Origin of the sequence: Micromonospora sp. CA-248260, assembly GCF_050942205.1 — a bacterium.
GTDB lineage: Bacteria > Actinomycetota > Actinomycetes > Mycobacteriales > Micromonosporaceae > Micromonospora > Micromonospora antibiotica.
The window spans coordinates 3,377,111-3,391,150 of record NZ_CP192021.1; the positions used below are offsets into that span (position 1 = coordinate 3,377,111).

Annotated in this window: 12 protein-coding genes; 4 read left to right on the forward strand and 8 right to left on the reverse strand. The window is 72.3% G+C overall.

All coding sequences use genetic code 11. The annotated features are described in order from the left end of the window. Window positions 1-4 precede the first annotated feature (4 nt). Complete coding sequence (locus ACQP2H_RS14945) at window positions 5-937, reverse strand: STM4015 family protein (RefSeq protein WP_433233230.1); 933 nt, start codon at window positions 935-937, stop codon at window positions 5-7. Window positions 938-1,141: 204 nt separating this feature from the next. Here ACQP2H_RS14945 and ACQP2H_RS14950 point away from each other — a divergent pair, with 204 nt between their 5' ends. Next, window positions 1,142-2,551 (forward strand): pectinesterase family protein, encoded by a 1,410-nt coding sequence (locus tag ACQP2H_RS14950; RefSeq protein WP_433233232.1) that lies wholly within the window; start codon window positions 1,142-1,144, stop codon window positions 2,549-2,551. Window positions 2,552-2,576: 25 nt separating this feature from the next. Here ACQP2H_RS14950 and ACQP2H_RS14955 read toward each other — a convergent pair whose 3' ends face one another. Together ACQP2H_RS14955 and ACQP2H_RS14960 are read right to left on the reverse strand one after the other, a co-directional pair. Then, a complete protein-coding gene (locus ACQP2H_RS14955) occupies window positions 2,577-2,822 on the reverse strand; it encodes a hypothetical protein (protein WP_219461871.1) in 246 nt (81 codons plus the stop codon). Then, entirely contained in the window at window positions 2,819-3,292 is a 474-nt protein-coding gene (locus ACQP2H_RS14960) for a low temperature requirement protein A (protein ID WP_433233234.1), read from the reverse strand. The genes ACQP2H_RS14955 and ACQP2H_RS14960 overlap by 4 nt, the downstream gene beginning before the upstream one ends. Window positions 3,293-3,438: 146 nt before the next feature. On the opposite strand from ACQP2H_RS14960, the gene ACQP2H_RS14965 reads away from it, so the two are divergent. Continuing rightward, window positions 3,439-5,631: a carbohydrate-binding module family 20 domain-containing protein gene (locus tag ACQP2H_RS14965; RefSeq protein WP_433233236.1), complete on the forward strand. Its 2,193-nt coding sequence runs from the start codon at window positions 3,439-3,441 to the stop codon at window positions 5,629-5,631. Window positions 5,632-5,831: 200 nt separating this feature from the next. Then, window positions 5,832-7,688, forward strand: a complete 1,857-nt coding sequence (locus tag ACQP2H_RS14970; protein WP_433233238.1) for a right-handed parallel beta-helix repeat-containing protein — start codon at window positions 5,832-5,834, stop codon at window positions 7,686-7,688. A gap of 132 nt (window positions 7,689-7,820) precedes the next feature. Here ACQP2H_RS14970 and ACQP2H_RS14975 read toward each other — a convergent pair whose 3' ends face one another. The 4 genes from ACQP2H_RS14975 to ACQP2H_RS14990 all read right to left on the reverse strand — a co-directional run bounded on the left by ACQP2H_RS14975 (window position 7,821) and on the right by ACQP2H_RS14990 (window position 12,355). Next, on the reverse strand, window positions 7,821-9,182 hold the full coding sequence (locus ACQP2H_RS14975) for a glycosyl hydrolase family 18 protein (RefSeq protein ID WP_219461880.1): 1,362 nt from the start codon (window positions 9,180-9,182) through the stop codon (window positions 7,821-7,823). A gap of 123 nt (window positions 9,183-9,305) precedes the next feature. Further along, the gene (locus ACQP2H_RS14980) at window positions 9,306-11,030 is read right to left on the reverse strand and encodes a pectinesterase family protein (protein ID WP_433233240.1); all 1,725 of its coding nucleotides are present in this window, start codon (window positions 11,028-11,030) and stop codon (window positions 9,306-9,308) included. A gap of 145 nt (window positions 11,031-11,175) precedes the next feature. Continuing rightward, complete coding sequence (locus tag ACQP2H_RS14985) at window positions 11,176-11,820, reverse strand: hypothetical protein (protein WP_255597571.1); 645 nt, start codon at window positions 11,818-11,820, stop codon at window positions 11,176-11,178. Beyond that, window positions 11,741-12,355 carry a helix-turn-helix domain-containing protein gene (locus ACQP2H_RS14990; protein ID WP_308291094.1) on the reverse strand — a complete coding sequence of 205 codons (615 nt, stop codon included), beginning with the start codon at window positions 12,353-12,355 and terminating at the stop codon, window positions 11,741-11,743. The genes ACQP2H_RS14985 and ACQP2H_RS14990 overlap by 80 nt, the downstream gene beginning before the upstream one ends. Between ACQP2H_RS14990 and ACQP2H_RS14995 the strand changes: the two genes are divergently transcribed. Then, the gene (locus ACQP2H_RS14995) at window positions 12,240-12,575 is read left to right on the forward strand and encodes a hypothetical protein (RefSeq protein ID WP_357534045.1); all 336 of its coding nucleotides are present in this window, start codon (window positions 12,240-12,242) and stop codon (window positions 12,573-12,575) included. The two genes, ACQP2H_RS14990 and ACQP2H_RS14995, sit on opposite strands and share 116 nt — an antisense overlap. A gap of 148 nt (window positions 12,576-12,723) precedes the next feature. Here ACQP2H_RS14995 and ACQP2H_RS15000 read toward each other — a convergent pair whose 3' ends face one another. Beyond that, entirely contained in the window at window positions 12,724-13,962 is a 1,239-nt protein-coding gene (locus tag ACQP2H_RS15000) for a helix-turn-helix domain-containing protein (protein ID WP_433233242.1), read from the reverse strand. Between the last annotated feature and the right edge of the window lie 78 nt (window positions 13,963-14,040).

Consider the following 14,040-nt stretch of genomic DNA (forward strand, 5'->3'; position numbering starts at 1 on the left):
TCGCTCACTCCCCGACCGCGGTGAACCGGTAGACGGTGCCGTCGTACTCGTCGGGCGTCTGCGGGTCGTCCAGGTCGACCTGGACACCGGGCAGCGCGTCGGTCAGCCGCTGTGCGACCTCGGGGGAGAGGAAGTGGTGGTGCAGGTCGAGGCGGCGCAGGTGGGTCAGCGGCTGCCCGGCCAGCAGCGCCTCGGCGCCGGGGTCGGTGAGCACGCCCATCGACAGGTCGAGCACCTCCAGCCGGGCCACCACCGGGGCGGTGGCCACCGCCCGCGCGACGTGGTCGGCGAACTCGGCGTTGCAGACCGCCAGGTGCCGCAGCGCGGGCAACCGGTCGCCGGCCAGGATCGCGGCCAGGTCGTCGACGCCGGTGTCGCCGCCGTAGTCCTGCCGGCCGAGCCACAGGTCGAGCCGGTGCAGGGCGGGCAGGTCGCTGTCGCCCACCGCCCGGGTCACCTCGGCCGGCAGGCCGCCGGTCTGGAAGCCCAGTTCCCGTAGCCCGGTGTGGCGTACCGGTTGCAGGGTCAGCTCGTTGGCCCCGCGTACCCACAGCGTCTCCAGCTGCGGGTAGGCGGTGAGCAGCGGGGTGAGGTCACCGTGGGTCAGCCAGGAGATCTCGCACTGCTCGCTGACCAGGTCGGCCAGGAACACCGCGCGCAGGGCGGTCCAGTCCTTCGCGGCGTCGGCCAGCAGGTCGACCGGGAGGGCCCGCTCGTACGCCGAGCCCCACTCGCCGATCACCAGGGCGCGGACCGCCTCGCCGGGCACCTCCGCCCGCAGCGCCGCGACCAGGCCGGCGAACTCCTCCGGCTCGGCCTCGAAGTCCTCGACCTCCAGCCGCCAGGCGACGGCCGACGGGTCGTCGGGCAGGGTCATCCCCGGTGTGAAGGGGACCACCGGCATTCCGGCGAACGACGACATGTGCGAACGGATCACGCCTACCTCCGGCTCGACTGGTGTGACAGCGGCGCGACCGTAACAGGGCCGACCGACAGGATGATCAGCCGCCGGGTGACCGGACCCGTCCGCGCCAACCGGTGGTGTCCGGCCGGTGACGCTTTACAGCGGAAGCAGGGTGTGCGAGGCTCGGGTGAGCGCTCCCACGGCGGTCCGTGTTCGGATACCCCGGGGAGTTCGCTCGTGAGAAATCGCACCCGGCGGGCGGCGTCGATCGTCGCCACTGCCGTCACCACCACCCTCGTCGCCGGTGTCGTCACCGCCGTCTCGGCGCAGGCCGCCGCCGGCTGTCAGGTCACCTACCAGGTCGGCGCCCAGTGGACCGGTGGCTTCACCGCCGCCATCTCGATCAAAAACCTGGGTGACCCCGTCAACGGCTGGCGGCTCGGCTGGACCTTCCCCGCCGAGCAGACCATCACCAGCGCGTGGGGCTTCACCGCCAGCCCGGCCAGCGGCGCCGTCGTCGCCACCAACCTCGACTACAACGCCGCCATCGGCACCGGTGGTGTGGTGGACGTCGGGTTCAACGGCACCTGGACCGGCAGTAACCCCGACCCCGCCGGCTTCACGCTCAATGGCACGGCCTGCACCGGGACGACCACCCCCACCACCGCCGCGCCGACCACCCCGCCCCCGACGACGCCCCCGACCACCCCGCCTCCGCCGACCACCCCACCGCCGACCAGCGGGACGCCGACGGTCGCCTCGGACGGCACCGGCAGGTACCGCACGGTGCAGGCCGCCATCGACGCGGTGCCGGCGAACAGTTCCAGCCGGACCACGATCACCATCAAGCCCGGCACCTACCGCGAGGTCGTCCGGGTGGCGTCGAACAAGACCAACGTCACCCTGCGGGGCCTCGGCTCGGCACCGTCGAACGTGGTGCTCGTCTACAACAACTCCGCCGGCACCCGTAAGCCGGACGGCACCACCTACGGCACCTTCAACAGCGCGAGCATGTTCGTCGACGGGGCGAACTTCGCCGCCGAGAACCTGACCATCGCCAACGACTTCGTGGAGAACTCCTCGGGCGTCGACCAGCAGGCGGTGGCGCTGCACCTGAACGCCGACCGGGCGGTGCTGCGCAACGTCCGGCTCCTCGGTGACCAGGACACCTTCCTGGTCAACGACAAGACCCGCGCGTACGTGGTCGGCTCCTACGTCGAGGGCACCGTCGACTTCATCTTCGGCGGCGGCACGATCGTCGTCGACAGCAGCTCGATCTACGAGAAGCGGTCGACCGGTGGACCGATCACCGCCGCCCGGACGCCGGCCAGCAAGACGTACGGGATGCTGATCTACCGCTCGACGATCACCGGGGCGACGAACAACACCACCCAGCTCGGTCGTCCGTGGGGGCCGGACGCCCAGGTCCTCTACCGCGAGTCGACGCTCAGCGCGACCATGAAGACCGCCCAGCCCTGGATCGACATGTCCGGCAACGTGTGGCAGAACGCGCGGTTCCGTGAGTACCGCAACACCGGGCCCGGTGCCGGCACCAACGGCAACCGTCCCCAGCTCAGCGACGCCCAGGCGGCCACCTACACGCCGCAGCGCTACCTGGCCGGCAGCGACGGCTGGAACCCGATGTGAGCGTCCGACCGACGGCGGACGAGCCTCACCCGAGGTGACCCCGGTCCCCGCGTCGGGTTCCGACGCGGGGACCGGACGGTCCGCAGCACGGGCCGGTCAGTCGGCCGACCGGCCTGGCCCGTGCTGCGCAGGTGCCCTCGCGCTCCTCGATGAGGGCGCGACGCAGTCGTTGCCGCTCGCGGCGGATGACCAGGAACTCGGTGCCGGCCTCCCCGACGAGGGTGGGCATGTGCTTGAACCCCAGGGCCAGCAGCATGATGCCGGCGATCATCGGCAGGTGCGGGTGCCCGCCACCACCACCGCGAGGGCGGAGGCGACCAGCAGGCCGACCGAGTTGGTCAGCCGGGAGCCGGCGATGCCGACCGCGGTCAGCACCTCCCCGAGGGCGGTGATGACGATCAGGTCGTGCCGTTCGGTCCAGTGCCGGGCGGGGAAGATCATGCGCGGCGGCAGTGGCAGGGCCTGGCCGACGACGTAGTCGACGATGCCGGCCAGCACCCACAGCAGCACCTGCGCGGCGATTGTCCGGTCGGTGGGCAGCGCGGTGCGCGGCAGCAGCGCCGCGCCGGTCAGCAGGCCGGCGGCCAGGACCGGGGGCACGGTGAGCGCCAGGACGTCGCGGGCCCGCAGCTGCGGCGACGAGTACAGGCGCAGGCCCAGGTAGCAGCAGCGTACGGCGAGATGGCAGCCCGACGCGGGTATTGGCGACGCAGGGTGAGCCCGCCGCGCCCAAGGGTGCAATGTTTTGCGGATCATTGCCGGCAGATGTCGAAAACTTTGCCGCAAGGTCTTGCAAAACCTTTCATCGATGCCGCATCGTCTTCTCCACCGGACGGCCGTCCCACCGCCCAGCGCCTCTTCGACCCCCGGAAGTAGGTCCACTCCCGATGTCCGCACCCCGCGTTTCCCGGGGAACCCGTCTGCGACGGGGCCTCCTCGCCCTCGCTGTCACCGCCTCCTCCCTCGCCGCGCTGAGCGCGCTGCCGGCCACCGCCCCCGCGACCGCCGCCGTAGCCCTCAACGACAGCGAGGTCACCGCCAACCTCTGGGAATGGAACTGGCGCTCCGTCGCCGCCGCGTGCACCGACCACCTTGGTCCGGCCGGCTACGGCGCGGTGCAGGTCGCCCCGCCGCAGGAGTCGGTCAGCCTGCCGAGCAGCGCCGACGGCGTCCACCCCTGGTACGAGGTGTACCAGCCGGTCTCCTACCGGCTGGAGAGCCGGTTCGGCACCCGGCAGCAGTTCGCCGACATGGTCACCACCTGCCACAACGCCGGCGTGCGGGTGTACGTCGACGCGGTGGTCAACCACATGGCCGGCGCCAACAACCCCGAGTCGGTCGTCGGGTACGCCGGCACCGATTTCTCCGGCCCCGGTTACAGCTTCCCCGCCGTGCCCTACGGCACCGGCGACTTCCACCGCCCGGGTGACAACTGCCCGACCTCCGGTGCGATCAACGACTGGAACAACGAGGCCCAGGTGACCAGCTGCGAGCTGCTGTCCCTGACCGACCTCTACACCGAGAAGGACAGCGTCCGCACCAAGGTCGCCGGCTTCCTCAACGACCTGGTCGGCCTCGGGGTCGACGGGTTCCGGGTGGACGCGGTCAAGCACGTCAAGAAGGACGACTTCGCCGCGATCCTCGGCAAGGTGCGCAACACCACCGCCGAGAACAAGCGCCCGTACGTCGCCCAGGAGATCTTCGACGGGGCCAGCAACGACGCCCTCAAGGCCCGCGCCTTCACCGGCAACGGCGACGTGCTCGACTTCGGGTACGCCAAGGGCCTGAAGTCGGCGTTCCAGGGCTCGATCGCCAACCTGGCCAACGTCGGCAGCTGGAACCTCGACGCGCCGAGCGCCAACGTGTTCGCCATGGTCACCAACCACGACCTGGAGCGCGACGGGGTGGTGCTGTCCTACCGCGACGGCAGCGACTACGTCCTGGCCAACTACTTCGCGCTGGCCTACCCGCACGGCAAGCCGTCGGTCTACGACAGCTTCACCTGGTCCAACCGCAACCAGTCGCCGCCCGCCGACGGCAACGGCTACGTCACCGACACCGTCTGCGGCAACAGCTGGAACTGCCTGACCCGGTCCACCGGGATCAAGGGCATGGTCGGCTGGGCGAACACCGCGAAGTCGGTCCGGACCGTCTCCGACTTCACCGTGGTCAACAGCAACGTCATCGGCTTCCACCGGGGCGACCGGGCCTGGATCGGGATCAACGACTCCGGTTCCGCCAGCACCGCCACCTTCACCACCGGCCTGGCCGACGGGTCGTACTGCGACGTGATCTCCGGGGCGCGCGGCGGGTCCGGCTGCACCGGCACGACGGTGACCGTCAGCGGTGGCCGGGCCACCGTGCAGATCCCCGCCAACGGCGCGGTGGCGCTGCACGTCAACGCGAAGAGCGGCCCGGCGACCACGCCCACCGCCACCCCGACGCCCACGGCCAGCGCCACGCCGACGCCGACCGCGCCGGCCGGCACGGTCGCCACCACCTTCACCGTCACCGCGTCCCTCGCCGGTGGTCAGGACGCCTACGTGGTCGGCAGTGTCCCGGCGCTGGGTTCGTGGGCCCCGGCCGCCGCGGTCAAGCTGACCGCGCTGGGCGGGGGGACGTACCGGGCGGTGGTCAACCTGCCGGCGGCCACGGCGGTGGAGTTCAAGTTCCTCAAGAAGACCACGGCCGGTGTGGTGACCTGGGAGTCGGGGAGCAACCGGACGTTGACCACGCCGGGCAGCGGCACCGCGTCGGTCACCGACACCTTCCGGGGTGACCCGGCCGGCACGCAGGGGGCGTCGTTCACGGTCAACGCCACCACCTCGTACGGGCAGAACGTCTTCGTGGTGGGCAGTGTCGCGGCGCTGGGCTCGTGGAACCCGGCGAACGCGGTGGCGCTCTCCTCGGCGGCGTACCCGCTGTGGCGGGCCACGGTCGCCCTGCCGGTGAACACGACGTTCGAGTACAAGTACCTGAAGAAGAACCCCGACGGCACGGTGACCTGGGAGTCCGGGGGCAACCGCAGCGCCACCGTCGGGTCGACCGGCTCGTGGAGCGCCAACGACACCTGGCGGTGACGCCGGGCGGGTGCGGCGGCCGGTCCCCTTCCCGGGGGTCGGCCGCCGCGCCGTCGGTGCCGGGTGCACCGCCCGGCGGTGGGGTGCAACGGGAGAGTTGCGGGCGACATGTTGACGACAGTCGATGCATGCTCGTATCGTCCGGGAAAGCGCTTTCTCTGAGCCGCCACCCCGTCCGCCCACCGTCGGAGGTACGCCTCATGCGACCGTCCCACCAGCGTCGGCTGGCCCTGCTGTTCGCCGCGGTGCTCGTCCCCGTGGTCGCCCTCCTGGTCGGACCGGTCACCACCGCCTCCGCCGCCACCGCGTTCTGCGACGACTTCACCGACGGCGACACCGCCGGCTGGTCGAAGTCGGGTGGCACCTGGACGGTCGTCACCGACGGCTCCCCGGCCGTCCGGCAGTCCAACGCCGGCAGCGAGAACGCCCGGCTCTTCGCCGGCAGCAGCGGCTGGGCCGACTACCTCGTCCAGGCCAGGGTGAAACCGCTCAGCCTCGGCACCGGCGGCCAGGTCGGCCTGCTGGCCCGCGCGTCCGGGTCGACGCGCTACTACCGGCTGGCGCTGCTGCCCGGCAACCAGGTGCAGTTGCAGGCGGTGAACGGCGGCGCGGTCACCGTGCTGGCCGGCATCGTCCACCCCGTGACCACCGGCACCTGGCACACCCTCGTCGTCGAGGTCGTCGGCAGCACCGTGCGGGGCCGGGTCGACGGGGTCTTCGTCGGCGAGGTCACCAGCTCGCTGATCGGAGCCGGCCGGATCGGGTTGCAGACCGCGTACTCGTCGGCGTCCTTCGACGACGTCCTGGTCAGGGACAACGACGTTCCGCCGACCACCCCGCCCGCCCCCACCCACACCCCGCCGCCGAGCCCGACCACACCCCCGGTGACCCCGCCGGCCACCACGCCGCCGTCGACCCCGCCGCCCACCAGCCCGCCCACCGTCCCGCCGCCCGGGACCGTCGTGCTGGTGGTGGCCACCGACGGCGACGACGCCAACCCCGGGACGCTGGCCCGGCCGTTGCGCACCATCCAGCGCGCGCACGACCTGGCCGAGCCCGGCACCACCATCGCGGTACGCGGCGGCACCTACGCGCCGACCAGCACCATCAAGATCCTCAAGGACGGTACGTCGTACCAACCGATCACCCTGATGAACTACCAGGGTGAGAAGGTGGTCATCGACGGTGAGAACATGCCGTACACGCCGGGCGCGGTGGGTTCCAGCATCCCCCGGGCCGACCGGGGCGCGCTGCACGTCGAGGCCGACTGGTGGCGGTTCGTCGGCCTGGAGATCGTCCACGGCCCGTACGGCATCTTCGGCGTCGACACCAACTACGGCAGGTACGAGCGCCTGGTCACCCGGGACAACTACGAGTCCGGGCTGCACCTGCAGGGCGCGTCCAGCGGCAACCGGATCATCAACCTGGACAGTTACGGCAACCGGGACCCCCGCAAGAACGGCGAGAGCGCCGACGGGCTGGCCATCAAGGAGGGCTCGGGCCTCGACAACCGGGTGAGCGGTGCGCGGCTGTGGCGCAACTCCGACGACGGGTTCGACGCCTGGCTGTTCCAGTCGCCGATCCTGATCGAGGACAGCGTCTCCTACGACAACGGCTACAACTACTGGAACCTGCCCGACTACGCCGGCGACGGCAACGGCTTCAAGCACGGTGGCGGCAACGACCCGCGCCCCGCCGTCGACCACGTCACCCGCAACAGCATGGCCTGGGGCAACTCGGCCGGCGGCTTCATCGACAACGGCAACCCCGGCACGCTGCTGTTCGACCGCAACACCGCGTGGCGCAACGGCAAGGCCGGTTTCGACGTGTCCCGTTCCACCTCCCGGCTCAGCCGCAACCTGGCCGTCGGCAACACCCCCGACGTCTCGCCCGGCTCCTCGACCGGGACCGACAACTCCTGGAACCTGGGCGGCACCTGGCCGCTGGTCAGCACCGACCCGTCGACCATCACCGGCCCCCGGGCGGCCGACGGGTCCATCCCGCCGTCTCATTTCCTGCGCCCGGTCGACGCTGCCGACGTGGGTGCCCGGCTCTGAGCCACCCGACCGGGTCGTGCTCCCGCCCGCACCGGCGGGAGCACGACCGACCCGTCCGGGCGGCCCGGCCCGGCGGCCCCCGACCGGCGTGGTCGGGGCCGGCCGGGCGGTGCGGCGTCGCCCGACGGGGACTCAGCGGCCCTGGAGGGCGCGTACGTTGTCGCCGAAGGTCCAGCCCTTGGACCCGTCCCAGTTCACCGACCAGGTCATCATCCCCTTCAGGCCGCCCCGGTAGGTGTTCCAGGCCTGCGCCACCGAGGCCGGTGCCAGGTAGCCGCCGCCGGCGCCGGGCTGCGCGGGCAGGCCGGGGACCTGCTTGTCGTACGGGACGCGGATGGTGGTGCCCTGGATGACCAGGCCGGCGTTGAGGCAGTCGGTCTGGGCGGTGAAGCCCGCCACCGTCCCGGCCGGGTACGAGTCACCGGCGCAGCCGTACATGCTGCCGTTGTAGTACTGCATGTTCAGCCACCAGAGCCGCCCGTTGTCGACGTACCGCTTGATGACCGGCAGGTACGCGCCCCAGATGGAGCCGTAGGTGACGCTGCCGCCGGTGACGTACGCGGTCTCCGGTGCCATGGTCAGGCCGAAGCCGGCCGGCATCTGGGCCAGCACGCCGTCGATGATGCGGATCAGGTTGGCCTGCGAGGTGGACGGCCGGGTGATGTCGCCGCTGCCGGTCAGCCCGGTCTCGATGTCGATGTCGATGCCGTCGAAGTGGTACCGCTTGAGGATCGGCACGACGGTGGCGACGAACCGGTCGGCGACGGCGGCCGAGCCGAGGTCGATGCCGGCGGTGGCGCCGCCGATCGACAGCAGCACAGTCAGCCCGGCGGCCTTGGCCTGGCACATCTCGGTCGGGGTGGGCACCCGGACGGTGGCGTCCATGCCGTCCTCCCAGAGCACCGTGCCGTCGGCGCGGATCACCGGGAAGGCGGCGGTGACCACGTTGTAGCCGTGCCCGGTGATCCGGGGGTCGGTGATCGGGATCCAGCCCAGCGGCGGGTGGACGCCGTTGGCCGCGCCGTCCCAGTTCTCCCAGTAGCCCTGGAGCACCTTGCCGGTCGGCCGGGGCTTCAGCGCGCAGCCCGTGCCGTCGGGCGGCGGCGTCGTCGTGCCGGGGGTGGGCGTGGCGGTGGGTGTCGGGGTCGGGGGACGGGTGGGCGTGGCGGTGGGTGTCGGCGACGGCGTGGGGGAGGGTGTGCCGGTGCAGGTGCCGAGGTCCCGCCAGAGCGCGGGCACGGCGGCCGGGTTCCAGCCTGCGCCGGCCGGCGGGGTGTGGGTCACCAGCGACTCGTAGAGGCGGCCGAGGTAGCTGATCCGGGTGCCGGCCGGGTAGCTGACGCCCTCGACCCAGGCCGGTGCGGAGCAGGCCGCCAGGACGCGGGCGTTCCCCGTGGTGGTGGTCGGTGCGGCGAAGCCGTTCGCGGCGGGCAGCGCGGCGGCGAGCAGCACCGCGCCGGCCAGTACGGCCGTCGTCCCGGGTCGAAGTTGCATGACATACCTCCTCGTCGATGGCGGGGAGGTTATCAGTTAAGTTTGTTAAATGTAAATGCCCGACTGCCGACGGGGTCGCGCCGCCGCCCGCCCCGGGCGGTCGTGCGGGCGGCGGCGCGTGTCTCAGGGGATCGGATTCCAGCCGTCGGTGCCGGCCAGGTAGCGCTGCGGGGTGTAGGTCGACGCCTGCGCGTCGGTCAACTGTGGCCGGTCGACGGTGACCGTCGACCCGGGACCGTCGTTGCGGTACTCGGAGAACCGGGCGTCACGCCAGGAGAAGCCGGACATGTCGCTCCACGGGGAGTCCTTCACGTGCGCACCGAGCACGCTGTCGCGGAACACCACCTGCCCGATCGCGTTGACGTCCCCGCTCGGGTGCCACGGTCGGCCCAGGTGCACGCTCTGCGCCGCCGCCGAGTCGGTGGTCAGGTCACAGCCCGTGAAGAGCAGCCCGTACGGGTTGCCGATCATGGTGGACGGTGCGGTGACGTACCCGTTGTTGCTCGTCGAGCCCCGGCTGAGCGATCGGATCTCGCAGTGGTCGAAGACCCCGGTGCCCCGGCCGAAGACGAAGTCGACGTCGCCCTCGACGTAGCAGTCCCGGAAGTACGCCCGGCCGACCGCGTCGACGGAGGCGCTGTTGTGGTAGAGGGTGTCCTGGTTGCCGAGGAACCGCACGTCGTCGAAGACCAGCCGGTCGGCCCGGGTGAGCACGGCCACCGCCTGCTCGGCGCTGTAGTCGTGCGCCGCCTCGTCGAAGTCGTTGGCGAAGGTCAGGTGCCGGGCGGTGAAGTCGTTGCCGTCGATGGTCACCGAGGCGCTGCCCGACGTGCCGTACGTGCCACCGCCCGGCTTCGGGGTGCCCGAGGCGTTGTCATAGACGATCACCACGTCCCGGGCGTCCCCGGTCGACCCGACGAACGACACGTACGGCTTGCCGGCCGGGACCGTCACCCGTTCCCGGTAGGTGCCCGGCCGGATGGTGATGGTGTACCGGCTCGTGTTGCCCACCGGCACCGCGTCCACCGCCGCCTGCACGCTGGTGAAGTCCCCGCTGCCGTCCCGGGCGACCACCGAGGACCCCTCGGCCGGCCCGGTGGGCGTGGGCGTCGGGCCGGTGGGCGGCGGGGTGTCCGACGGGGTGGCGGTGGGGGTGCCGCCGGGGGTCGGCGTCGCGCCGGTCGGGGTGGTCGTGGGGCTCGGTGGCGCACTGGTCGGGGCGGGTTCGCCCCGGGTCACCAGCACGTCGTCGAAGCGGGCGGTGGCGTTGCCGGTCTGCACGCCGATCCGGCCGGTCGCGGTAAGCGTGCCGGTGCCGGAGCCGACCGGGACGCCGTCGACCCAGCCGCGTACCACCGTCCCGGCGACCTCGATCCGCAGGGTGTGCCAGCCGCCCGCCGTCACCGGGTGGGACACCGTGCCCAGCGGGGTGACCCGGCCGCTGCGTACCGCCTCCAGCCGGACCTGGTCGCCGGCCGACAGGGCGAGCCGGTAGTAGCTGGTCGCGCCGCTGGCGCGGGCCAGCAGCGCGACCATGCCGTTGCCGGGCAGGGTCAGCGGCTTCACCCGGGCCTGCACGACCTGGTCGGCCCACGACGCGCTGCCGGCGAACAGCCGGGCGTCGCCGGTGTCGGCCCTGGCCTGCTGCAACGCCGGGCTGTCGTCGGCGGCCACCGACCAGGTGCCGCCGGACCTCGACCAGCCGGCCAGGTCGCCGTCGGTGAAGTCGTCGCTGAACAACGGCGCGGCGTGGGCCACCCGCGCGCCGCCGAACTGGGTGAGGGCGAGCAGTACGGCGGTGAGCGCCGCGACGGTGACGGCGAGTGGGCGGAGGCGCTTCGTGCGCATGGCGGATGAACCTCCGGGGACGGGGATGGAGGTGGGAGACAGTACGTGAAAGCGCTTTCCTGGCGCACCGTAACTCCGCCCATACGCGACTGTCAATGCGCAGCGACCGCCGGAAACGGGTGTCCGTCCCGGCTGCGCGGACCCCTCAGCCCATCCCGAGGGCGGCGGCGAGTTGGCGGAGGGTCGGCGGGGCGTCAGGCTCACGGGCCACCCGGGCGAGCACGTCCCGGCCCGCCGGGCGGTGCCGGATCTCGGCGGGCGCGATCCGGTCCGCGTCGACCAGGATCCGGCCGGCCCCGGCCGGATCCGCGTGGTGCAGATGGGCGCGGGCCGCATCGACCAGGTACGCGGCCCGGTGCTCGACGGGCAGCCACCGCCAGCCGTCCCGCCGGGTGACCGCCTCGTGTCGGGCCAGCGCGCCGTGGGCGTCGCCCAGTTCGACGGCCGTGGCGGCGCGCGCCACCGCCACGGCCGTCGGTCCGAAACCGGTCCGGTGGTGGTCGTGCCCGTCACCGACGAACGTGGCCAGGTCGTCGGCCTCGTCGAGCAGGTCGGCCACCGCCGCGTCGTCGCCGTGGGTGGCGGCGGCCAGGGCCGCCTGGAGGAGCAGCGTCCCGCACAGGGACAGCTCCGGGGATACGTCGCACCCGATCACCGGCGGGGCGATCCGGTACGCGGCGGCCAGCATCGCCGACTTCGCCACCCGCACCTCACCGGAGGCGCGCAACACCTGGCCGAGCTGCACCGCTGCGGCGGCGACCAGAACGGAATCGTCGGTCGCGGTGCCCATCGCCCGATCGACCGCCAGCCACGCCAGCTCCGGCGCGGCCAGCTTGACCAGCAGCGACGCCGTGACCCGGTACGTCTCCACCAGCGGCCCCCGGCCCGCCACCGGATCGGCGGCGTGGGCGCGTTCCGCGTCGGCCAGCAGTTCCGGCAGCAGCGCCACCACCTGGGGATAGCTGGCGTGCTGGAAGGTCGTCCAGGCGTGGGCCACCCGCCGGGCCACCTGGCCGGCGGGTGGCACCGGCCGACTGCCCGCCGGGCGGGCCAGCGGGATGTCGTAACCGGGAGAGGGCCACCCGGATCCGCGCGACGTCCGCCGTCCACCCGGTCACCTCGGCCGACCGGGCGTCCCGACCGAGCAGCACCCCCGGGTCGATGCGCAGCACGGCGGCGATGTGCTGGAGCGTCGACACCTTGTCCAGCGTGCGGACACCCCGTTCGATCTTGTCCACCCAGCTCTTCGACTTGCCCAACCGGTCGGCGAACACCTGCTGCGACAACCTGCGCCGGCCCCGCCAGTACGCCACCCGCCGCCCCACCGGCAACAACTCACTACTGTCCACGACGCCACCGCCGGTCGGGTACGGCCCGGGTGGTCTCCTCGGCCGGTATCCGTTCGGCGTCGGCCTGGGCGAGAAGCCGTTGCCTCGCCTCCTCGTGCTCCGCCGCCTGGATCTGCTCGCCTCGGCTCGCTGCCGGCTTGTCGCCCTGGTCCCGCATGTCGCCTCCATCGGTAGGGGCGCGGCGGCACGTTCCTGAGATGACATCACGCCGCGTCCTGCGTCGGTCACCAACTTCAACGAGCAGGTCACCCGAACACAGGTTGTCGTGACTCAGGGCGATGACACAGGTGCGAATGGTGCGATTCGATGATCGTGACGCATCAACTCGGACGTGCCGTACCAGCTCAGCGCGCGCCGCCCGTCAGCTCGGCCAGCTCCGCCAGCTCGTCCGTCATCGCTCGACGGCGACCCGTGACGATGGTGTCCACGATGTCCCCCGCGTACCGCTGCTGCCGCAGCCAGGTGGGGGCGGTGTCCCGCAACTGAGTCAGCACCGCCGTGGCCTTCCCGTACCGCCGCAACTGCGCATAAGCCCATGCCAGGTCCAGTCGATGCCGCCGCCACGCCGACGCGCTGATGGTGGGCACCGGGGGCACCAGCGCGGACAGCTCCAGCACCCGGCCCGCATCCCCGGCCACGGCTGCCGCCTCCACCCGTTGCATCTGCACCTTGGCGTCGTCGAACCCGCCCACCAGCATCAGGTGATCCGATGCCGGCACCCGCTCGCCGATCCGGGCTGCCGCCGCGGCGGCGACGCCGATGAGATCGGCCACCTCGTCCGGCCGGTTGTCCCGGGCGTGCGCGGCGGCGGCGCTCAGCAGCAGCCACCCCCAGGCGGCCAGCTCTTCCGGGGCTGCCCGAGACAGTCGCGGCTCCACCTCGTCGGCGGTCACCACCGCCAACCCGGCCGACTCGCCAATTCGTCCCTGCCGCATCAGCAGCCAGCACATCGTCCGAATGACGGTGGCCGCCACCACCCGGTTCGCGGACCGCTGGGCGGCGTCGAGCGCTGCCGACAGTGCGGTCTGCGCCAGGTCATCGGCCCGCAGTTGGATCAGCAGACCACCCGCCAGGTGCTGGGCGCGGGCCAGTAGGTCGTACGCTTCGTGCTGCCGGTCACTCCCCACGAGCCCGACGGCGGCACGTACGTTCACCAGCAGCGGCGGCACCACCCGCAGCGCGACCGCGTAGTCACCGGCATGGTAGACGTGGTCGGCGGCGTGCAGATTCCGTCTGAGCGTGTCGAGGTCGGGGGGTTCGTCCGCCGGCACGACGAGCGGAGCGCCGTCGATCCCCCGCACCGGGGCCACCACTCGGCGGATCTCCGCCAGTGACAACTGTCGGTGACCCGGCTCCCCGCGCGCGGCGGCCTGCGACGCGTCGCCCAACAGCGCGGACGTCGAGACTCCCAGGGCGCGGGCGAGCGCGTGCAGCGTATCGAGGCGAGCCGCGCCCCGGCTGCCCTGCTCCAGCTTCCGAATCACCTCGACGCTGATGCCCGACCGTTCGGCAAGCTGCTCCTGCGTCAGCCTCGCCTCACGACGGATCTCCGCGAGACGATCACCCACTGTCGGTATAGCCATGCCGTCTCCTGCCAGCGCGAGGAGCAACCGCCGCCGGCTCGCCCGGGAGGCTGCCACTTCGGACGGTACACCTCGCAC

Bases quoted from the DNA above. Each gene is read 5' to 3' on its own strand.
- ACQP2H_RS14970 (WP_433233238.1), top strand. From the start codon at position 5,832: ATGCGACCGTCCCACCAGCGTCGGCTGGCCCTGCTGTTCGCCGCGGTG.
- ACQP2H_RS14975 (WP_219461880.1), bottom strand. From the start codon at position 9,182: ATGCAACTTCGACCCGGGACGACGGCCGTACTGGCCGGCGCGGTGCTG.
- ACQP2H_RS14985 (WP_255597571.1), bottom strand. From the start codon at position 11,820: ATGGGCACCGCGACCGACGATTCCGTTCTGGTCGCCGCCGCAGCGGTG.
- ACQP2H_RS14955 (WP_219461871.1), bottom strand. From the start codon at position 2,822: ATGATCGCCGGCATCATGCTGCTGGCCCTGGGGTTCAAGCACATGCCC.
- ACQP2H_RS15000 (WP_433233242.1), bottom strand. From the start codon at position 13,962: ATGGCTATACCGACAGTGGGTGATCGTCTCGCGGAGATCCGTCGTGAG.
- ACQP2H_RS14965 (WP_433233236.1), top strand. From the start codon at position 3,439: ATGTCCGCACCCCGCGTTTCCCGGGGAACCCGTCTGCGACGGGGCCTC.
- ACQP2H_RS14980 (WP_433233240.1), bottom strand. From the start codon at position 11,030: ATGCGCACGAAGCGCCTCCGCCCACTCGCCGTCACCGTCGCGGCGCTC.